Raw genomic sequence first — 19,574 nt, 5'->3', positions numbered from 1 at the left:
CCTCCCGGCTGGGCTGGGCGCCCGTGGCCGCCGTGCCGGACCTCGAGGCGTGGTGGGGCGGCTGGGGCTGAGCGGGCCGGTGCCCGCGGGGCGGGGCTGGCACAATCGCGGACAGGACGGAACACGGGAGGACCGATGAGCGAGCTGGACGAACTGGACTTCGTGGCCGTGGAGATCCACACCGCGGGGGCCGACCCGGCGTCCGTGTGCGCCGTGGACATGGCCCTCGTGCGTGGCGGCGAGATCGTCGCCGCCGAACGGTGGCCCGTGCGCCCGCCGACCGGCCCGACGTCGTTCTCCCGCCTGCACACGCAGCTGCACGGGGTGGACGAGGCCGCCGTCGCCGACGCTCCGGAGTGGCCCGAGGTGGCCGCCCAGCTCGACCTGCTGGGGGAGCACCTGCCGTTCGTGGCGTCTGGGGCGGACCGGGACCGGGGCGCGTACGAGGCGGCCACCCGCGCGACCGGCGGGATGCCGCAGGAACACGAGTGGCGGGACGCCCTGGCCCTGGTGGGCCGTCTCTGCCCGGACGTCGACCCGCCCCGGATCGCGACCGCGGCCCAGGCCCTCGGCGTCCCCGACGGCGCCCGCCCGGCCGGCGCCGGGTCGGAGGCCGTGCGGACCGCCGAGGTGGTGCTGGCGCTCGCCCGTCAGAGCGGGCGGGGCACCGTGCGCCGACTCTGGAGCGAGGCGGCGCCGCCCATCCCGGACGAGCCGATCATCCCGGAGTCCCTGCGCCGGCGCCACGGCACGGAGCCGTCCGTGCCGCCCGCGGGCGCGCACCGGTGGGCGCCGCCCGCGCCGGCACCCGTCGCAGCGTCCGCGGCACCGGCCGCGCGCGGGGGCGGCGTGGGCTGGAAGCTCGCGGGCACGGCCATGGTGGGGATCGCGCTGGGCGCCGCACTGTTCTTCGTGGCGAGCGTCGCGGTGATCATGGAGTACCTGGAGGACGGGCGCGGCTCGGACGCCACGGTGGGCATGGGCATCGCGGCGCTCTCCGCGTTCCTGGCCTGGTGGTTCGGGAAGACGGGCGTCGACTGGATCCGTCGCCAGGACGGCTGAGGAGAGAGGACGCAGGCGTGCACGAGGACGAGGGACGACGCCGGCACTACGGCCACTTCTACGGGCTCGAGGACCTGCCCGAGGGCGACCTGCTCCTGGTGTGGGGCAACTGCCAGGGCGAGTCGTACCGGCGGCTGCTCGGCGGGGAGCCCGGTACACCGCTGCACGGGGCGGACCTGGTGAGCGTCCGCGTGCCACCGGCCTTCGAGGCCCAGCCGGACGAGGTCGAGCACCTGGAGCGGCTGCTGCCGCGCGTGAAGGCGCTGGTCACCCAGCCGATCCCGCACGACTACCGGGGCATGCCCATCGGCACGGACCAGCTCGTGGCCCGGCTGCCGAAGGACGCCGCCGTGGTGCGGATCCCCGTGGTGTACGACGTCTCGCGCTTCCCCTGGCAGGTCACCCTCCGCAACTGGAAGTTCGCGCCCGGGGCGGCCGAGCGGCCGGGTGAGGACCCGCCCGTCGTGCCGTACCACGACCTGCGCGTGCTGGCCGAGGCGGCGACGGGCCGTCGTCGGGAGGTGGCGCCGGCGGCGATCCGCGAGGCCGCGGCCGCGTCCGTGCAGGCGCTGCGGGCGCGGGAGGAGGTGAAGGGGACGCTGTCCATGGCGGACCTCGTGGCGGCGGAGCGGGGCGTCGGCTTCCACACCGTGAACCACCCGACCAACACGGTGCTGACCCGCGTGGCCGAGCGCGTGGCCGAGCGCCTGCCGGGCAACGTCGCCGTCCAGCCCGTGCCCGCCTCCCGCGTGCTCCTCGGCGGGGTGCGCGCGCCCCTCGAGGCGGTCGTGGTGGAGGCCCTCGACCTCGACGCCGAGCCGACCGAGGACTGGACCGTGGGCGGCGAGACCATCCCGGCCGAGCAGCTGCGACAGACCCACCTGGACTGGTACGCGCAGAACCCGCAGGCCGTGGAGGTCGGGATGCGCAAGTACGCCGACCAGCTGCGGCTGCTGGGCCTCGCGGCCTAGCGCCGGCCCCGCCCCCAGTGGAGGATGGGCGGCACGTCCCGTCTGCCGCGGAGCACGTCTGCGGGGGCGGTCGTACCGTTCCCTTGACCCCGTCACCCCACGGAGGACCACGTGACCGAGCAGTACGACATCCTGATCGTCGGCGGCGGCAACGCCGGCGTGTCCTTGGCCGCCGCACTGCGGCGGAAGCGGCAGGGTCGGGTCGCCATCGCCGACGGCCAACAGCTGCACCGCTACCGGCCGATGCTGAACTACGCGGCGGGCGGGCAGGCGGACATGGCCCGGTTCGAACGGCCGATGCGGGCCGTCATCCCGGACGGGGTCGAATGGATCCCGGACCACGTCGTGGCCGTGGACGCCGAGGAACGGACCGCGGTGACGAGCACCGGGCTGACCGTGGGCTTCCGCCACCTCGTGCTCTGCCCGGGGCTGACCCCGTGGTGGGGTGCGATCGACGGGCTGCGTGAGGCCTACGCCGCCGGATGGGCGGCGAGTGCGCACGTGCCCGAGCACGTGGACGCCGCCCGGGCGCTGCTGTCGCGTGTGGCCGCGGGGGACCGTGTGGTGGCGAATGTGCCGGCTGAGCCCTCCTCGTGCGGCGGCACCGTGCTCAAGGCGCTGTTCCTGGCCTGCGCGGCGTGGGAGCGCACGGGGATCCTGCCGGACGTGGATGTCCACCTGGTGACCCCGTACGGCCGGATCCTGGACCGGCAGACCATCGACCCCGCTCTGGCCGAGGCCGTGGCGAGGTACGGCATCCGTGTGCACGCCGACGCAGAGGTGAACGCCGTGGACCACGAGGCCCGCGAGGTGGTGCTCAACACCGGTGAGCGGATCACCGACGTCGCGGCCGCGTACATCACGCCCGTGGTGCGGGCCCCGGAGTTCATCGCCGAGGCGGGCCTGGCGGACGACGGCGAGGCCGGCCTGGCGGCCGCGGATCCCGCGACCCTGCGGCATCCCGTGCACCCGCACGTGTGGGCGTTGGGCGACGCCGCCGCCCTGGGCACACGGTCCTCCGGCGGTGCCCTGCGGCGGCAGGTCAAGGTCCTGGCCCAGAACATCCAGGCCGCGGACGCGGGGAAGCCACTCCAGAAGTACGACGGCTACACCGTGATCCCCGTGATGGTCAGCCGGGACGAGCTGGTCCTGGACGAGCACGTCCGCGACGGCTCCGAGGACCGGTCGATCCCCGGCGTAGACCTGACGAAGCCGCGGAAGAGCACGGCGGCCTTCGACCGGTTCGGCCAGCCCCGGATCTACTGGCACCGACTGCTCAAGGGGAAGGTCTGAGCCCAGCGTTCTCGCCGACGCGACACGTGCGGCGGACGTGCTGTCCCTCGCGGGGCGCCCCGGCCCGATCCGGATGACGACGCCGGCCCGCCGAGCGTTTTCGTTCGGGAAACGGCGGCGTGTCGCACCGCTTGGCCGCGGTGTCGACGCCCACGCGCTCGTCCCGGGCGCGCAGGAGGGCCTCGTCCGATAGGTGCTCATCGCGCCCATGGGGTACTTCGGCTGGGCCAGGCCGGATGCCGCGGCCAGGAGGCGGTGCTTGAACGGGTGGCCCTCTCCGACGGCGGCCATGAGGGCGATCTTGCGGGCTGCTCAGGAGGCGAGGACGGCGGATCGTCGGCGCATCTGACCCTTCTGAGTGGGCGCGTGGTCGCCAGAAGGGCCAGAGATGCAGAAGATTCCGGGTAGGGGCGGGCACGACGTCGGTCCATACGGCACGCGACAATGCGCAAAATTCATTTGCGCTAATCCTCTATGGACTAAGTCTCACCCCTCTTGTGCTATTCGTGGGCCGGGGTAATCTCGATTCCAGCAGCACCGTCCCAGTCCGGGGCGGGCCCGAACCGGAAGGACCTACCATGACCGCCACCGTCAGCTCCTGCGCCGCCAGTGCCTGCGCCTTCAATGCCGAGACGTCCTGCAACGCCCTGGCCATCACCGTCGCCGGCTCCGACCGCACGCCCGGCTGCGGCACCTTCGTCCAGCTGGACGTCCGCCGCCCGGTGACCGAGGGCACCTCGACCGTCGGTGCGTGCCATCGCCTCGAGTGCACCTACAACGCCGACCTCGCCTGCACCGCCAAGGGCATCGAGGTCACGGACGTGGCCACCTGCGCCACCTACACGATCGACTGACGACGCCCCTCAGGGGTGGGCGACCCGCGCCGGGATCGCGTCCAGCAGTCGCCGCCAGGCGTGCCGGGGGCTGTGGTCGAGTCGGCCCGCATCAGGCAGGGCCACGTGCACCGCGGTGGTCTCGCCGTCGCGGACGCGCAGCAGGGTCACCCCGGCTTCGTCCGCGTCCAGGGCGTGGGCGGGGGACTCGGACCGGGGTTCGGTGCCGACCTGCAACGGGGTGCTCTCGCCCGGTAGCAGACCCAGGGCGACGGCGTCGGCCAGGTCCGCGAGCACCTCGGGGGCGGTGCCCAGCACGTCGTCCGCCAGGTCCGCGAGCTCGACCTGGTCGACGAGTCCGCGCGACGTGAGCGGCAGGGTGTGGCGGCAGAACACGGCGACGCCGTCGACGTCGTGCAGCAGGATCCGCTGGGTCTCGATGACGCCCACGCGCACCCGCGGGCCGACGTCGGCCACGAGGTCCGCGACGCGACCGCGCAGTCCCAGCTCCGCGACCTCGGCCGAGTCCCGGCACCAGCGCAGGGTGCCGAGCAGATGCACGGACGCCAGGCGGGTGGGGAGCGTGAGGTCCAGGGCGTCGCGCAGGACGTCCACGCGCACGTCCAGCGGCGCGGGCGTGTGGAACGCGCCGAGCGAGCCGAGGAGGTTGGGGACGTGGGCGACCACGAGGCGGCCGTCCGCGCTCACGCCGTGGACGGCCGTCGTGAGCGTCTCGCCGGCGCGGAAGGCCGTGACCTCGACGGAGCCCTCGCCGCGGAGCAGCCGCTGGGCCAGCAGCAGGCGACGGGGCGCCACGGGCGGCAGCGGATGGGCGGGGTGCATGGAGGCGTGGGCCATGGGGGTCCTTCCGGCGGGGGGTCCGAGAACCAGTAAGGCACACCTCAGTGAGATACGCAAGGCGAGTGTTGTGTATTTATCGGGTGCGGGGCGGTTGGGGTGCATGGTGCTGGGCTACGGTGACGGGACTCACATGCCGTCGTCGAGAGAGCCAGCCGATCATGACCTTCCGCCCTACCCGCTACCGACTCACGACGGCGGCCCTCGGCGTCGCCCTGACGCTCACCCTCGCCGGGTGCGGCCAGGCCGCTGCGCCGTCGTCGTCGTCGGAATCCGCCGAGGCATCCGATGCACCTGCCGCCGACTCCGCGCTCACACGCATCAAGGAGGCCGGCACGCTGCGTGTCTGCTCCACCGGCGACTACCCGCCCTTCACGGAGCAGACTGAGGGCGGCCAGTGGAAGGGCATCGACGTGGACATGGCCCGCGATCTCGCCGAGACCATGGGCGTGGAGCCGGAGTTCGTGAAGACCAGCTGGAAGACGCTCATGGACGACTACACGGCGGGGAAGTGCGACGTCGCCGTCGGGGGCATCTCCCTGAACCCGGAGCGCGCAGAGCAGGTGTACTTCACCGTCCCCACCCAGGAGGACGGCAAGACGCCGATCACCCGCTGCGAGAACGTGGAGAAGTACGACACCGTGGCGGAGATCAACCGGCCGGGCGTGCGGTCGATCTTCCCGGAGGGCGGCACCAACGAGAAGTTCGCCCGGGAGCACTACCCCCAGGGCGAGCTGCTGACGCACGACAACCTCACGGTGTTCGACGCGCTCGCGGCCGGCGAAGCGGACGTGATGACCACAGACCGCTCCGAGGTCCTCTACATCGACCACGAGCACCCCGAGCTGTGCGCCGCGAACCCGGACGAGCCCTTCGACTACTTCCAGAAGGGGTACATCCTCCCGCAGGGCGACGAGGTGTTCAAGCACTACGTGGACCAGTGGCTGGCCATCGCACTGAAGGACGGGACGTACGAAGGATTCGCGGAGCCGTGGGTCGGGGACGTGGAGCTCGGGCTGGAGGGGTGACGGCAGGGCGGGGCCGGACTCTCGAGCGCATCTCCCTTGCAAAACCTGCAAAACCTGCAAAACTCGCAAACGACCTGTCATGTCGCCAGCCGGGAGAGTCCGCGTGCCGAATCCGTTCAAGCCGTCAGCCGGTTCGACGCCTCCTGTCCTCGTGGGTCGTGGACAGGTGCTCGAGGACTTCCGTGACGCCCTCGAGGACGGGCCGGGAGCTCCGGGTCGCCTGCAGTTCGTGACGGGTGCCCGCGGTGTGGGCAAGACCGTCCTCTTGACGAAGATGGGATCCATCGCGCGTGACCGTAAGTGGGTCGTGCTGGACGAGACGGCGACGTCCGGAATGATCGACCGACTCGCGCGCGCCGCGCGTCGGGAACGGATCGCTGCCGGCGTCGAGGATCCCACCGAGATCGTCGGGCGGACCTACGGGCTGCCGGGGGGATGGCAGGCCGGTGCCACGTTCGCCCCTCCGCCCCAGGACCCCTTCGAACTCCGCCAGGAGCTCACAAGACTGCTCGGTGCCCCGCTGCTCCAGGGCGCCGGTGTGATGATCACCGTGGACGAGATCCACACCATCGGATCGGACGAGCTCGATCAGCTGGCTGCCGTGGTGCAGCACCTCATCCGGGACGAGGCCGAGATCGTCCTCGTCATGGCCGGGATCCCGCAGGCGGTCGACCAGATGATCGCGGACAACGCCCAGCGGCCACGCGTCAGCACATTCCTCCGCCGGGCTGAACGACTCGACCTCGGCGCGGTGGACGTGGACCTGGTGCAGGAGGCGTTCGAGATGACCGTCGCGGACTTCGAGCGGTCATGGGCGCCCGAGGTCGCGCAGACCTGTGCCGAAGCGACGGGCGGCTATCCGTTCATGATCCAGTTGGTCGGGTATCACGTGTGGCGCATCGGCCGGGAAGGCACGATCACGGCGGACCATGCGGCCCAGGGCATCGCTGTCGCTCGGAGGAAGATCGGGAATCTGGTCCATGCGCCCGCCTTGCAGGACCTCTCCGACGTGGACCGTACGATCCTCGTGGCGATGTGCCAGGACGAGGGACCGAGCAGCCCCGGGGCAATCGCCGCGCGGATCGGCAGGGCCACCAACTATCTCGCGGTGTATCGCCGCCGCCTGGAGAGTGCGGGCATGGTCCAGGTCGGCGACGACGGCCGGTGGCGCTTTGCCACACCGGAGCTCCGCCAGTACCTCCGCGACCATGCCGCGCACCTCGCGTTGAACAACTGATCTGCCCGCCATCCCATCTGACGAAGGAACACGACGCCATGCCCACCTCTCCCCAGAACCTCTCGAACTTCGTGTGGGGGATCGCGGATCAGCTCCGGGGCGTGTTCAAGCCGAACCAGTACGGCACGCTCGTCCTTCCGCTCACCATCCTGCGCCGCATGGAGGCGGTCATGGCCCAGCACCGGGAGTTCTTCGCGGAGCTGGCGGCCAAGGGGCATCCGGACTTCGTCCTGGACAACCTGGTGCAGTCCCGCACGGGCCTGACATTCTACAACCTCAGCCCCTTCACCCTGGACCGCATCCTGCAGGAGCCGGACCTGCTCCGCACGAACCTGCTGGCCTACGTGGACGGGTTCTCCCAGAACGTGGCGGACCTGTTCACCTATTACGAGTTCGACAAGACGGTCGCCAAGCTGGACGAGCATGACCGCCTCTTCCTGGTCCTGCAGCAGTTCGCCTCCATCGACCTCTCCCCGGAGACCGTCTCCAACGCGGAGATGGGCACCCTCTTCGAGGACCTGATCCGCCGCTTCGCCGCCGCCTCCAACGAGACCGCCGGTGAGCACTTCACCCCGCGCGACGCGGTGAAGCTCCTTGTGGACCTGCTCACTGCCAACGACGACGACGTCCTCACCGGCTACCCGGTCCGCACCGTCTATGACCCCACGGCCGGCACCGGCGGCATGCTGTCCCTGTTGGACGAGCGTCTGCGCGCCATGAACCCGAACGCGGAGGTCCGCCTGTTCGGGCAGGAGCTCAATGACCAGTCCTATGCGATCTGCAAGTCCGAGCTGCTCGGCAAGGGCCAGGACGCGGACGGCATCGCCCGTGGGGACACCCTCAAGAACGACGCCCACCTGACTGAGCGCTTCGACTACGTCCTCTCCAACCCGCCCTACGGCGGCGACTGGAAGGCCTCCCGCACCGCGGTGGAGAAGGAGATCGCCGCCGGTGGCGCCACGAACCGTTTCCCGGGCGGCACCCCCGCCATCAGCGACGGCCAGATGCTGTTCCTCCAGCTCGTGGCCTCGAAGCTCCGCCCGGTCTCGGAGGGCGGGGGCCGGGCCGGCATCGTCCTCAACGGCTCCCCGCTGTTCACGGGCGGGGCCGGCTCGGGCCCGTCCGAGATCCGGCGCTGGCTGCTGGAGTCGGACCTGGTGGATGCGATCGTCGCGCTGCCCACGGACATGTTCTACAACACCGGCATCGCCACCTACGTGTGGGTGCTGGACAACAACAAGTCGGCAGAGCGCCGCGGCAAGGTGCAGCTGATCGACGCCCGCACGTTCTTCACCAAGCTGCGCCGCAACGTGGGCTCGAAGAACAAGGAGCTGTCCAAGGCAGACCGCCAGCGCGTGCTCGACATCTACCGAGACTTCGACGCCCAGTCCGAGGCCAACGCCGAGTTCTCCAAGGTCCTCACCGCGCAGGACTTCGGCTACCGGGAGATCACCGTGGAGCGCCCGCTGCAGCTGCGCTTCGAGGTGGAGGACGCCACCATCGCGGCGGCGCTCGCCACCAAGCCGGTGGACAAGCTTCCCGACGACGGCCGGTCAGCTCTCGAGACCGCCCTCGCCTCCCTGCGTGGCCGGGTCTGGGACCACCAGCCCACCTTCGTGCTGGAACTGAAGAAGGCGCTGAAGGAACACAACGTGACCGCCGGCGCCCCGCTGGTGAAGGCCCTAACCGGGGCGATCGGCGTGCACGATCCCGAGGCGGAGGTGGTGACGAACAAGAAGGGCGAGCCGGAGCCGGACACCTCGCTGCGGGACACGGAACTCGTGCCCTTTGGCCGGGACATCCACGAGTACTTCGAAGCCGAGGTGGCCCCCCACGTGCCCGGCGCCTGGATCGACGAGTCCAAGACGAAGATCGGCTACGAGATCCCCTTCACCCGGCTGTTCTATAAGTACGTGCCGCCACGCCCGCTCGAGGAGATCGACGCCGAGCTCAAGCAGCTCACGGCCGAGATCATCGAGCTGCTGCAGGAGGTCGAGCGGTGAGCATGCAACTGCGCCGCGTCGCTCAAGTCAATCCACCTGTTCCCGAGTTGCGTGGCTTGGGGGACGATGAGGTCACCTTCCTTCCCCTCGAAGCGGTCTGGCCGGACGGTCGGCGCCGGTACGAGTTCACCAAACCGGCGAACACGGGGGGATACACCGTCTTGCGTCGTGGCGACGTGGTGATGCCCAAGATCACTCCGACGTTCGAGGCTGGCCGCGTGTTCGTGGCTGATGACCTGCCGACAGCGGCAGGACTCGCCACGACTGAGGTGCATGTGCTCCGGCCCCGTGAAATCGAACCCAGGTATCTTGCCTACTTCCTTCGAACGCAGCCGGTCCTCAGTGAGGGAGAGACCGTCCTGCAGGGAGTGGGGAATCTGCGCCGAGTAACTGCTGAGTGGGTGTCCACTCTGTCGATCCCCGTGGATAACGAGTCAGACCAGGCACGAATCGCCGACTACCTCGACCGCGAGACCGCCACGATCGACGCCCTGATCGACAAACAGCGGGGCCTCGTCGCGGGCCTGCGCCGTCGTCGCGCAACGGCCATCGTCGCGGCCACGTCAGGGATGCAGACGAAGGGAGACCGTGGAGAGTCCTCATCCTCGTGGCTCAAGGACATACCTGCACACTGGTCGGAGTTACCGGTTAAGCGCATCTTGACCGATGTGCAATCCGGCTATTGGGGCTCTGATGAGGTCGGCGATGGCACCGACGTGCGAGTCGTGCGGGTTGCAGACTTTGACCGCCCCACCCTGAGCGTTGGAACGGCGCCGACGATCCGCAGCGTTACTCCGTCAGAGAGGGCCAAAGCGGCGCTTCGGCGTGGCGATCTCCTGATGGAGAAGTCGGGCGGCACGGGCATCAACCCGGTGGGTTTCGTGGTCAGCTACGAGTCTGACGAAGAGTCGATCTTTGCCAACTTCATCGTGCGTCTGAGGCTTGCCACGGGGCAGCACCAGCGTTTCTGGCTCTATGCCCTCAACGGTGCGTATACGTCCGGTCTCACTTGGAAGTCGGTGAACCAGACTACGGGCATCCAGAACCTCGACATGGTGTCGTTCCTTTCAGAGGTGTTCCCTGTGCCACCCCTCGAGGAGCAGCGCGAGATCGCTGACCACCTCGACCGCGAGACCGCGAAGATCGACGCGCTCATCGCCAAGGCGGAGCGGTTCATCGAGCTCGCTCAGGAGCGGCGCGCCGCGCTGATCACCGCCGCCGTCACCGGCCAGATCGAGATCCCCACGGAGGACTGACCGCCATGGCCATCCACAACGAGAGCGAGCTCGAGACCTTCATCTGCGAATACCTGGAGAGGCACGGCTGGCTCTACTCGGCCAACGATGACGGTTACGACCGCAAGAACGCGATCTTCCCGGAGGACGTCCACGCCTGGCTGGCCGAGAACCAGCCGGAGGACTACGGGCGTCTCGTGAAGGCCGATGCTCCGGCCTCGGCTCAGCAGGCGCAACGGGACCAGATCACCACCCGCCTGATCGACGTGCTGAACAAGCCGCAGGACACCGGCGTCGGCGGCACCCTCAACGTGCTCCGCAAGGGCTTCAAGGTCGGCACCTCCGCCACCCTGCGCATGGCCGAGCCGCGGCCGGCCACGAACCTGAACCCGGCCGCCGTCGCCTCCTATCAGCGCATGCGGCTGCGCGTGACGCGTCAGGTCCACTTCACCGGGGCGCACGAATCCGAGTCCGTGGACCTGGTGCTCTTCGTCAACGGCCTGCCCATGGCGACGATCGAGCTGAAGACCGACTCCACCCAGTCCATCGGCCACGCGAAGAAGCAATACCGCGATCGCAACCCCAAGGCCACACCGCTGTTCGGGTTCGGCACCCGCGCCGTGGTCCACTTCGCCGTCTCCAACCGCGAGGTCTGGATGACCACCGAGCTGGCCGAAAAGAGCACCTTCTTCCTGCCCTTCAACCAGGGCGACGACGGCCACGCCGGCAACCCGCTCAACCCGAACGGCGGTTCCTCCACGGCCTACCTGTGGGAGCGGATCCTGCAGCGGGACACCTGGCTCGAGATCCTCCAGAAGTTCGTCTTCCTCAAGAAGGAGACCGTGGAGGACGAGCACGGCCGCTCGCGCCGGAAGTCCACGCTGATCTTCCCGCGCTTCCACCAGTGGGAGGCCGTCTCGAAAATGCTCGCCGCCGTCCGTGAGGAGGGCGCCGGCAAGTCCTACCTGATCGAGCATTCCGCCGGCTCCGGCAAGACCAACACCATCGCCTGGACCGCCCACCGCCTGCTCTCCACCTACGGAGTGGACGAGCAGCGGGTGTTCGACTCGGTCATCGTGGTCACCGACCGCACCGTGCTGGATGACCAGCTGCAAGAGGCCGTGCGGCAGATCGAGCGCACCTCCGGCACGGTCGTGGCCGTGGACCGGAAGAACCTGGGCGGGGACGTGACCAGCAAGTCCGCCCTGGTGAAGCAGACGCTGCTGCAGGGCAACCGGATCATCGTGGTGACGCTGCAGACCTTCCCGGCCGTCCTCGAGCTGCTCAAGGGCGACTCCACCCTGGCCGGCCGCACTTATGCGGTGATCGCGGACGAGGCGCACTCGTCCCAGACCGGCTCCGCCGCCGCCAAGCTTAAGCGCGTCCTCACCCCGGACGAGCAGGCCGACCTCGAAGACGGCGGAGAGGCGGACACCGAGTCCATCCTCGCCGCCGAGGTCGCCGCCACCGGACGCCCGCAGAACATCAGCTTCTTCGCCTTCACCGCCACCCCGAAGGACAAGACCCTGCAGATGTTCGGCCGCCCCTCCGGCGAGTACGACGAGAAGGGCCAGGAGATCCCGGCCTCCTTCCATCGGTACACCATGCAGCAGGCCATCGAGGAGGAGTTCATCCTCGACGTGCTGAAGAACTTCACCAACTACGACACCGCCTTCAAGCTGGCCCTGGCCGGGCAGAAGGGCGAGTTCCGTCCGGAAGGGGACCGGGCCGCCGTCGGGAAGTCGACCACCGAAGTGGACCAGACCGAGGCGAGCAAGAAGCTCATGAGGTGGGTCAAGCTGCACCCGACGAACATCGCGCAGAAGGTCAAGATCATCGTGGAGCACTTCCGCGCCAACGTGGCCGGACTGCTCGACGGGCAGGCCAAGGCCATGGTGGTCACCGACTCCCGCGCCGCCGCCGTCCGGTACAAGCGCCAGATGGACCAGTACATCCAGGACATGGGGTACACGGACGTGGGCACGCTGGTGGCCTTCTCCGGGGAGATCACCGACGACGACTTCGGGCTCGAGAAGGTCACCGAGCGGTCCATGAACCCGTCCGTGACCGGCGACCTGGCGAAGGCGTTCGACGGGGACGGCTACCAGGTGATGATCGTGGCCAACAAGTACCAGACCGGCTTCGACCAGCCGAAGCTCTGCGCCCTGTACGTGGACAAGAAGCTCTCCGGCGTGCTGGCCGTGCAGACGCTGTCGCGCCTGAACCGCGCGGCGCCCGGCAAGGACACCACCTACGTGTTGGACTTCGTGAACTCCGAAGACGACATCCAGGCCGCCTTCGAGCCGTATTACGCCGGCGCGAAGCTGGAGACGGTGACGGACCCGAACCTGATCCATGACCTGGGGACGAAGCTCGACGCCGCGGGCGTGTACGACTGGGACGAGGTCGACGCGTTCGCCGAGGTGTGGGTGGCGTGGAAGCCGGGGAGCGGGCAGGAGGGCCTGCAGGCCGCGCTGGAGCCCGTGGCGTACCGGTTCCGCAAGGAGCTGGCGCATGCGCGGATGAACCAGGACGAGACGCGCGTGAACGAGCTCGTGCTGGTGCGCAAGGACATGCGGTCCTTCGTCAGCCTCTACGACTTCCTCTCCCAGATCTACGAGTTCGGGGACACCGAGCACTACAAGCGGGCGCTGTTCCTGCGGCACCTGGTGCAGCTCGTGGGCGATCAGCCCGGCGGTGAGGAGCTGATCGACCTGAGCGATGTGCAGCTGGTGAGCATCCGGCAGAAGAAGACGTCCTCGGGGGACATCGGGCTGACCGGTGGGGCCGCGCTGAAGGGGACCACTGCTGTGGGAGGCGGGCAGGTGCGTGAGAAGCAGCGCGGGCCGTTGGAGGAAGTGATCGAGAAGATCAACGAGATCTTCGCCGGTGAAGGCGTGGATGCCTCACCGTCCCAGCAGGAGGCGTGGGTCAGTGCCCTCGTGGCGCCGCTCATGGAGGACGAGAAGCTGCTCGGGCAGGCCGGAGCGAACTCGCTGGAACAGTTCCTGGCGAGCCCGAACCTGGAACGGTCAGCGATGGGCGCCGTGTACGCGAATGAGGACGCCTTCGCGAAGATGACGGACATCGTGGGCAGGGGCGGGGACCCGTCCAAGATGATCGTTGCCGCGATCGGGGAGTACCTGTACTGGAAGGTGCGGAGCAAGGGGGCTGGGCCGGTGGATGTTGCTCATGGACGGTCCGCCGTTTTCGCTGACGAAACGGCCCTTTTGCAGGGCACTTCCGTCGATGAGAGGGCGAGCGCGACGCCGTCGCGCGTCCGGAAGGGGAACTGAGATGGCACATCCCAAGACACTGCAGGTCTTCCTGATGGACGGTGCACCCACCGGTCGACTGAAGTGCACCCTCGACAACTGGACGGGCCTCGTCTATGTGGTGCCACGCACCAGCCTCAACGCGGACGGACATCCCGAGGCGTTCGAAGGCACCGGTGTGTACCTGCTGCTGGGGCAGGACGCCGATTCCGGCGGCGACGTCGTCTACGTCGGGCAGGCTGTCGGGCGGGCCAACGGCAACGGCCTGGTGGGCAGGATCCGGGAGCACGTCCGGAGGGAGGCGCACGATTTCTGGAACCGGGCCATTCTCCTCTCCACCCTCGGGGACACCTTCGGCCCCACGGAGGTGACCTACCTGGAGCACTACTTCCACCAGGCGGCCACCACGGCCGGGCGCTTCACCGTGGACAATGCGGTGGCACCCTCCCAGGGCAACGTCACGCAGGAGAAGAGGGCGGAGCTGGAGGAGTACGCCGACAAGGCCAAGCTCCTGATCAGCGCCCTGGGGCACCGCGTCTTCGAGAGCGCCGACGGCTCACATGCCGCGGCCGCGGCGGGCCGGACCACCCAGGCGCCCGAAGCGGAGCCGAAGCGCACCCTGTTCACCATGACGGTCAACGGCGTCAGAGCCCAGGGACACCCGACGCCGGACGGGTTCGTCGTCCTGCGGGGCAGCGGCCTCATGGAGGGGCTGCGGCCCAGCGCACCCCCCGGTGTCCGAGCGGGCCGGGAGCGCTTCGCCGACCACATCGGTGCCGATGGGGTGCTGACCGAGGACGTCTCCTTCACCAGCTCCTCGGCCGCGGCCGGATTCGTGGCCGGCGGGAGCATGAGCGGGCCGTCCTCATGGCGGGCGCCGGATGGGCGCACCCTCGGCGAGGTCGAGGCCGCCTCGGCCGCGCCGGAGCCCATGGAAGACGACGCCTGATGAGGACGCGGCCGACCGCCTTGGATGCCGCCGTCGACCATCCGCGGGGTGCCCAGAACGACGCCCCAGGGCCGGGGACGGGGCGCTCTGGGTCGTTGACCGCGAACGTCATGACCGTCGCGGACGCACTGCGCGACCCTCGTCTCCGTATCCCCGAATATCAGCGTCCCTACACCTGGTCCACGAAGAACGCTGTACAGCTCGTCGAGGACATCCGTCGCTTCCGTGCGGCCGCGTCCTACCGGATCGGCACCATGATCGTGCACGCCGAGGACGGCTGGCTGGACATCGTCGACGGCCAGCAGCGGTACATGACCTTCGCCCTGATCGCGCTCGCACTGCAGGAGGTCCTGGGCGACACCGCCGAACGCGCCGAGCACCAGCGTGCGGCCCTGGACAGCGCGGCCGCCATCGAGCTGCCGCCGGGCCGCCGGGACGTGTCGGAGCGCCACGTCGTCGAGAACCACCGCCTCATCCTGCAGACATTCCGGTCCTGGGACAGCGCCGAGGTCGAGGACTTCGCGGACTACTTCCTGGACCGTTGCACGCTGGTGCGCCTGATCGTCAGCGACCTCGACGCGGCCTTCCAGATGTTCGACTCGCAGAACACCCGCGGCCGGGCGCTCCTGCCCACCGACCTGCTGAAGGCCTACCACCTCCGCGCCTATGGTGAGGCCACATCGGACCGGGCGGCGATCCTCGCGGCCGTGCGGGAGTGGGAAGCTACCCCGCCGGTCGAGATCCACCATCTCTTCTCGCGTCTGCTTTATCCGATCCTCCGCTGGAGCGCCGGTGAGTCCCTGCCGCGCGACGGCTTCACCGCGTCCCGGATCGGAGCGTTCAAGGGGATCTCCGCGGGGCCGACGGGCCTCGGCCGACTGCCCTGGGCGCACGGGCTTCTCATGGCCAAGGCCCACGTGGACGACTACAACGGGCGAAACGCCGCGCTGATCGCGCACGGTGCCCTTCCTCCGCTGGAATTCCCGTTCCAGCTGACCCAGCCCGTCACCGACGGCGAGATGTTCTTCCGCCTGGTGCACCATTACACCCGGCTCGCGAGGGCCCTCGGCGTCTCCGCGACGGACGCGGAGCAGACTGCCGGGGACGACGCCCGTCGTGGGAGTGAGAACAGGCGATTCCAGACGATCACCCGGCTCGTCCGGGCCACCGGTACCGGCGCTGGCTACCGCTACACACAGGAGCTCTACGGAGCGCTGCTGCTGGCCTACGCGGACCGGTTCGGCGACCACGACATCGAGCGCGCCGCTCTCGTGCTCGCACGGCATGCCTTCGCATTGAGAACGCGGTTGATGCGGGTCTACCCGCGCTCCGTGGAACTTCACGCGCTGGGCCAGCACGGGGCGCCGGACCTGGAGGACCGGGTCAACCTGTTCCGCCTGATGAGGAGCAGCCTGGACCCCGCCGCCGTCACCGGGCGCGTGGCGGCCCTCCCCGGGCCGTACGTGGACGAGGCCTCCCCGGTGGAGCGTCTCTACTCGGACACGCCCTGGGACACGGAGGAAGCCCACGATGCAGACTGAGAAGCACTCGCCTGAAGCGCTGACGATCGAGGAGGTCTTCACCGCCGCCCGGCACTACCGGGTGCCGGTCTACCAGCGGGCCTACGCCTGGACGCAGGTCGAGATCTCGACACTGCTCACGGACGTGCGCCGCGCTCGCCTCCGCTCGGAAAAGCCGGATACGCAGGGAGCCTTGGCCGACTACTACCTCGGCTCGCTGGTGGTGAACCGAGCCACGACCCCCGAGCGCGTGCCGATCGACGAGGTGGTCGACGGGCAGCAGCGCCTGACCACGCTGACGGTGCTGACGGCCGTCGCGGAGCGTGTCATCCGTGCCGGTGTCCTCGACCCCCGGGCGTTGGCCGTCCTGGATTACGAAGGGCGCCCCGAGGCCGGGGAGGACCTCGCGACCCTCCGCCGTCGGGGCGCCCCAGCCGGGACGTCGTTCCAGGTGGACGCCATCGGGGTCGCCGTCGAGACGATCGCTGCGGCCTGCAGGCGGGCCATGGACCAGCAAACTCCGGCAGACGATCAGGAGGTGATGTTCGACGGCGACGACCTCGCGTACCTCTGGAAGCATGTCCGGTTGCTGCGCACCGAACTTCCGAAGGGCACGGACCTCAACCACTATTTCGAGGTGATGAACACCCGCGGTGAGCAGCTCGCCAAGCACGAGATCCTGAAGGCCACATTGATGCGGCCTCTCCAGGACGCCACGGACCGGAAGGTGTTCGCGCACGTCTGGGACGCCTGCGCCGTTCTGGACCGCCACCTCCAGCTCCAGTTCTCGACGGAGCGGCCGAAGGATGGCGGTGAGGCGGCAAGAGACGCCGTCTTCGGCAGGTCCTGGTCGGCCCTCCTCACGCGGGATTTCGCGTCGCTGCGGGCAGCTCTCGCGCCGAGCCAGACCGCGACGGCGGCGGGCGCCCGCACCATCATTGGGGCTCTGCTGGCCGCCGGGCAGACTGCCGTGGAGTCCGGGCCCTCGTCCGACCAACGCCAGGACGACGCCGATACCGGCGCCTACGGGACCATCGTCGACTTCCCGAACTTGCTGCTGCATGTGCTGCGCGTGATGCAGGAGAAGGGTGAGGGGGCCGAGCCCGGCCTGCCGCGGTGGGGCCAGGACTCGACGGGGGCCGTGCGGCTCGAGGACGGCTCCCTGCTGGAGCAGTTCGCCCAGCACGGCCAAGACGACGCGGCCTGGTCTCAGCGCTTCCTCGTGACGCTGCTCCGCATGCGCCTTCTGCTGGACACCTATGTGATCAGGACTCTGGCGACGACGGGAACACAGGCGGACGAGGAGAACTGGGTGCTCAGCCGAGCTCAGAAGCTCGAGACGGAGTCCGGCGAGCGCTCTCCGCGCCGGCGGCTCGGTGTGAAGAACACCTTCCAGGATCCGCAGGTCCAGGACGCCGTCCGGAACCTTCAGGCCATGTTCCAGGTCACCGACACGCGCCGCACGTCCAAGTACTTCCTGTACCGCATCCTGCGATGGCTGGATGCGCAGCCGGTGGACGGTGTGGACGGCGTGGCGTTCCAGCACATGCTGGAAGATCTGGCGCGGGAGCGCCTCCGCGCCTACGAGGCGGACAAGACCTGGGATGCCGGCGTCAACGTCCCCAACTTCGTCTTCAACGCCCTGGACTACATCCTCTGGGACGCAGGCCGGACATCGCCCATGGAACGGGGACATCTGCGGGAGCCCCTCAGCGATGTCGAACAGGAGGTGCTCCGCCGGCGCGCCGACGCCTTCCGGTTCCGGTACCGAACCTCGGTGGAGCACTTCTACCCCGTGGTTCCGGGTGAGGAGCAGGAGGCCTTGACCGCGGAGGACGTCAACCGTTTCGGGAACCTGTGCATCATGGGCCGACGCGAGAACTCCCAGCGGAACAACCTGATGCCCGTCTCGAAGGTGAAGCAGTACTCTTCGGACGAGCAGAGCCTCAAGTTCCAGCTCATGGCCGGCATCCTTCACGCCGAGGGCGACTGGGACGTCCCCCAGATCAAGGAGCACGGGAACAGCATGCGGCGGGTGATCCAAGAGTGGCAGGGCAAGCGGCCCTGACACCTCGGGACGATCTGGCCTCAGGGCCCCCGTTAGGCTCGCCCCATGAAGATCGGTCTCCGCAAGCCCAGCCTGAAGAAGTCCTTCAAGGCCCGCACCACGGGCCGCGCCAAGCGTGCTATCAAGCGCAAGGTCATCCCCGGCTACGGCCGCAAGGGGATGGGCTGGCTGCGCGATCCGAAGCGCGCCGCCTACAACGCCGTCTACCGGCGCACCACGGTCGGCCTGGGCGACGTCCTGAAGATGTTCCGATGAGCACGCGCAGCAGCATCCCCGACGCCGTCGATACGGACCGGACCGCCGGCACCATCGAGCTCCTCGAACCGCCCCGTGAGGCCGTCGAGTGGATGGCCTCGCCCGCTCCAGCGACCGACCTCTGGTGGACCGCCACGGTCTGCGGTGAGGCAGACCCAGACTGGCACCGGCTGGAGACCACCGTCGCCGAGACCATCGAGGTCCTCGTCAGCTGGGCGCAGGGCCACGGCCTCCCGCTGCCCTACGGGGCGGCCCTGCGCACCTACGGCAACCCGCCGGACCCGGGGCTCGTCACGTGATCGCCGGCGGCCGCGTCGCACAGGCGCCCCGTCCCCGCACCTCACCGAGCATCATGGCTCCATGACGCCAGCCCTGAACCACCTCGCCGCCACACCGGCCCTGCGTCCGCTCGATCCCGCGGACGTCGCCGTCGCGCTCGCGGCCGCGTCCGAGCTGGCCGGCTGGTCCGTCGCCGCCACCCCCGCCGACACCCCGCCCGAGCTCGCCGTCACCTACGCCACCGGCGACTTCGCCACGGCCCTGGCCCTGGCGAACCGGATCGGGGAGGCGGCCGAGGCTGCCGACCACCACCCGGACCTCACCGTGTCCTACGGCCGCCTGGCGGTGCGCATGCACAGCCACGACGTCCGCGCCCCCACCTCCCGGGACATCCGCCTGGCCCGCACCGTCGCCCGCCTCGCGAGCGAGGTCCTCGCCCCGCACGCCCTCGCCGCGTACGGCACCCTGGCGCCCGGCCGCTCGAACGCGCACGTCATGGACGGTGTGCGCGGCACCTGGATCCCCGGCACCCTCCGCGGCACGCTCCACGCCAGCGGCACCGGTGCGGCCACCGGCTACCCAGGCGTCGTCCTCGCGGGCACCGCGCCCGCGCACGCGACCACCGACGTCCCCGCCCAGGTGCTCGTCTCCGCCGACCTCCCGGACCACTGGGACCGCCTCGACGCCTTCGAGGGCGCCGGCTACCGG

At 69.6% G+C, this 19,574-nt stretch carries 16 protein-coding genes; 15 read left to right on the top strand and 1 reads right to left on the bottom strand.

The annotated features are described in order from the left end of the window. The first annotated feature begins 135 nt into the window (after positions 1-135). From NWP10_RS05120 to NWP10_RS05105, 4 genes are all read left to right on the top strand, one after another. Positions 136-1,062 carry a hypothetical protein gene (locus NWP10_RS05120; RefSeq protein WP_258300111.1) on the top strand — a complete coding sequence of 309 codons (927 nt, stop codon included), beginning with the start codon at positions 136-138 and terminating at the stop codon, positions 1,060-1,062. Between the two features lie 17 nt (positions 1,063-1,079). Continuing rightward, positions 1,080-2,033, top strand: a complete 954-nt coding sequence (locus NWP10_RS05115; protein WP_258300110.1) for a WcbI family polysaccharide biosynthesis putative acetyltransferase — start codon at positions 1,080-1,082, stop codon at positions 2,031-2,033. A 111-nt stretch (positions 2,034-2,144) separates the two neighbouring features. Further along, a complete protein-coding gene (locus NWP10_RS05110; RefSeq protein WP_258300109.1) occupies positions 2,145-3,326 on the top strand; it encodes an NAD(P)/FAD-dependent oxidoreductase in 1,182 nt (393 codons plus the stop codon). Between the two features lie 578 nt (positions 3,327-3,904). Next, positions 3,905-4,180: a DUF1540 domain-containing protein gene (locus NWP10_RS05105; RefSeq protein ID WP_258300108.1), complete on the top strand. Its 276-nt coding sequence runs from the start codon at positions 3,905-3,907 to the stop codon at positions 4,178-4,180. A 9-nt stretch (positions 4,181-4,189) separates the two neighbouring features. Here NWP10_RS05105 and NWP10_RS05100 read toward each other — a convergent pair whose 3' ends face one another. Then, the gene (locus tag NWP10_RS05100) at positions 4,190-5,017 is read right to left on the bottom strand and encodes a hypothetical protein (protein ID WP_258300107.1); all 828 of its coding nucleotides are present in this window, start codon (positions 5,015-5,017) and stop codon (positions 4,190-4,192) included. 161 nt (positions 5,018-5,178) lie between these two features. Between NWP10_RS05100 and NWP10_RS05095 the strand changes: the two genes are divergently transcribed. The 11 genes from NWP10_RS05095 to NWP10_RS05045 all read left to right on the top strand — a co-directional run. Then, on the top strand, positions 5,179-6,045 hold the full coding sequence (locus NWP10_RS05095) for a transporter substrate-binding domain-containing protein (RefSeq protein WP_258300106.1): 867 nt from the start codon (positions 5,179-5,181) through the stop codon (positions 6,043-6,045). A 79-nt stretch (positions 6,046-6,124) separates the two neighbouring features. After that, positions 6,125-7,282 carry an ATP-binding protein gene (locus NWP10_RS05090; RefSeq protein WP_258300105.1) on the top strand — a complete coding sequence of 386 codons (1,158 nt, stop codon included), beginning with the start codon at positions 6,125-6,127 and terminating at the stop codon, positions 7,280-7,282. 38 nt (positions 7,283-7,320) lie between these two features. After that, positions 7,321-9,285: a class I SAM-dependent DNA methyltransferase gene (locus tag NWP10_RS05085; protein WP_258300104.1), complete on the top strand. Its 1,965-nt coding sequence runs from the start codon at positions 7,321-7,323 to the stop codon at positions 9,283-9,285. 2 nt (positions 9,286-9,287) lie between these two features. Then, a complete protein-coding gene (locus NWP10_RS05080) occupies positions 9,288-10,541 on the top strand; it encodes a restriction endonuclease subunit S (RefSeq protein WP_258300112.1) in 1,254 nt (417 codons plus the stop codon). A gap of 5 nt (positions 10,542-10,546) precedes the next feature. Then, the gene (locus NWP10_RS05075; RefSeq protein ID WP_258300103.1) at positions 10,547-13,816 is read left to right on the top strand and encodes a type I restriction endonuclease subunit R; all 3,270 of its coding nucleotides are present in this window, start codon (positions 10,547-10,549) and stop codon (positions 13,814-13,816) included. A gap of 1 nt (position 13,817) precedes the next feature. Further along, complete coding sequence (locus NWP10_RS05070) at positions 13,818-14,744, top strand: GIY-YIG nuclease family protein (protein WP_258300102.1); 927 nt, start codon at positions 13,818-13,820, stop codon at positions 14,742-14,744. A 110-nt stretch (positions 14,745-14,854) separates the two neighbouring features. Further along, complete coding sequence (locus NWP10_RS05065) at positions 14,855-16,285, top strand: DUF262 domain-containing protein (RefSeq protein WP_258300101.1); 1,431 nt, start codon at positions 14,855-14,857, stop codon at positions 16,283-16,285. Beyond that, positions 16,275-18,332 carry a DUF262 domain-containing HNH endonuclease family protein gene (locus NWP10_RS05060; protein ID WP_258300100.1) on the top strand — a complete coding sequence of 686 codons (2,058 nt, stop codon included), beginning with the start codon at positions 16,275-16,277 and terminating at the stop codon, positions 18,330-18,332. The genes NWP10_RS05065 and NWP10_RS05060 overlap by 11 nt, the downstream gene beginning before the upstream one ends. Positions 18,333-18,377: 45 nt before the next feature. Then, positions 18,378-18,587, top strand: a complete 210-nt coding sequence (locus NWP10_RS05055) for a hypothetical protein (protein ID WP_258300099.1) — start codon at positions 18,378-18,380, stop codon at positions 18,585-18,587. After that, positions 18,584-18,886, top strand: a complete 303-nt coding sequence (locus NWP10_RS05050; RefSeq protein WP_258300098.1) for a hypothetical protein — start codon at positions 18,584-18,586, stop codon at positions 18,884-18,886. The genes NWP10_RS05055 and NWP10_RS05050 overlap by 4 nt, the downstream gene beginning before the upstream one ends. A 61-nt stretch (positions 18,887-18,947) precedes the next feature. After that, positions 18,948-19,574, top strand: a 627-nt coding sequence (locus tag NWP10_RS05045) for a 4a-hydroxytetrahydrobiopterin dehydratase (RefSeq protein ID WP_258300097.1), incomplete at its 3' end; no start/stop codon positions are given.

This window comes from Micrococcus sp. HG099 (assembly GCF_024723355.1).
In the GTDB taxonomy this organism is placed as follows: domain Bacteria; phylum Actinomycetota; class Actinomycetes; order Actinomycetales; family Micrococcaceae; genus Micrococcus; species Micrococcus endophyticus.
Note: the sequence above shows the minus strand (reverse complement) of the source record. Positions and strands in the feature narration are given on the sequence as shown.

Excerpts from the sequence above, each read along its gene's own strand:
- NWP10_RS05085 (WP_258300104.1), top strand. The coding sequence starts at position 7,321 with ATGCCCACCTCTCCCCAGAACCTCTCGAACTTCGTGTGGGGGATCGCG.
- NWP10_RS05120 (WP_258300111.1), top strand. The coding sequence starts at position 136 with ATGAGCGAGCTGGACGAACTGGACTTCGTGGCCGTGGAGATCCACACC.
- NWP10_RS05090 (WP_258300105.1), top strand. The coding sequence starts at position 6,125 with ATGTCGCCAGCCGGGAGAGTCCGCGTGCCGAATCCGTTCAAGCCGTCA.
- NWP10_RS05065 (WP_258300101.1), top strand. The coding sequence starts at position 14,855 with ATGACCGTCGCGGACGCACTGCGCGACCCTCGTCTCCGTATCCCCGAA.
- NWP10_RS05095 (WP_258300106.1), top strand. The coding sequence starts at position 5,179 with ATGACCTTCCGCCCTACCCGCTACCGACTCACGACGGCGGCCCTCGGC.
- NWP10_RS05080 (WP_258300112.1), top strand. The coding sequence starts at position 9,288 with ATGCAACTGCGCCGCGTCGCTCAAGTCAATCCACCTGTTCCCGAGTTG.
- NWP10_RS05100 (WP_258300107.1), bottom strand. The coding sequence starts at position 5,017 with ATGGCCCACGCCTCCATGCACCCCGCCCATCCGCTGCCGCCCGTGGCG.
- NWP10_RS05070 (WP_258300102.1), top strand. The coding sequence starts at position 13,818 with ATGGCACATCCCAAGACACTGCAGGTCTTCCTGATGGACGGTGCACCC.
- NWP10_RS05105 (WP_258300108.1), top strand. The coding sequence starts at position 3,905 with ATGACCGCCACCGTCAGCTCCTGCGCCGCCAGTGCCTGCGCCTTCAAT.
- NWP10_RS05060 (WP_258300100.1), top strand. The coding sequence starts at position 16,275 with ATGCAGACTGAGAAGCACTCGCCTGAAGCGCTGACGATCGAGGAGGTC.
- NWP10_RS05055 (WP_258300099.1), top strand. The coding sequence starts at position 18,378 with ATGAAGATCGGTCTCCGCAAGCCCAGCCTGAAGAAGTCCTTCAAGGCC.
- NWP10_RS05075 (WP_258300103.1), top strand. The coding sequence starts at position 10,547 with ATGGCCATCCACAACGAGAGCGAGCTCGAGACCTTCATCTGCGAATAC.
- NWP10_RS05050 (WP_258300098.1), top strand. The coding sequence starts at position 18,584 with ATGAGCACGCGCAGCAGCATCCCCGACGCCGTCGATACGGACCGGACC.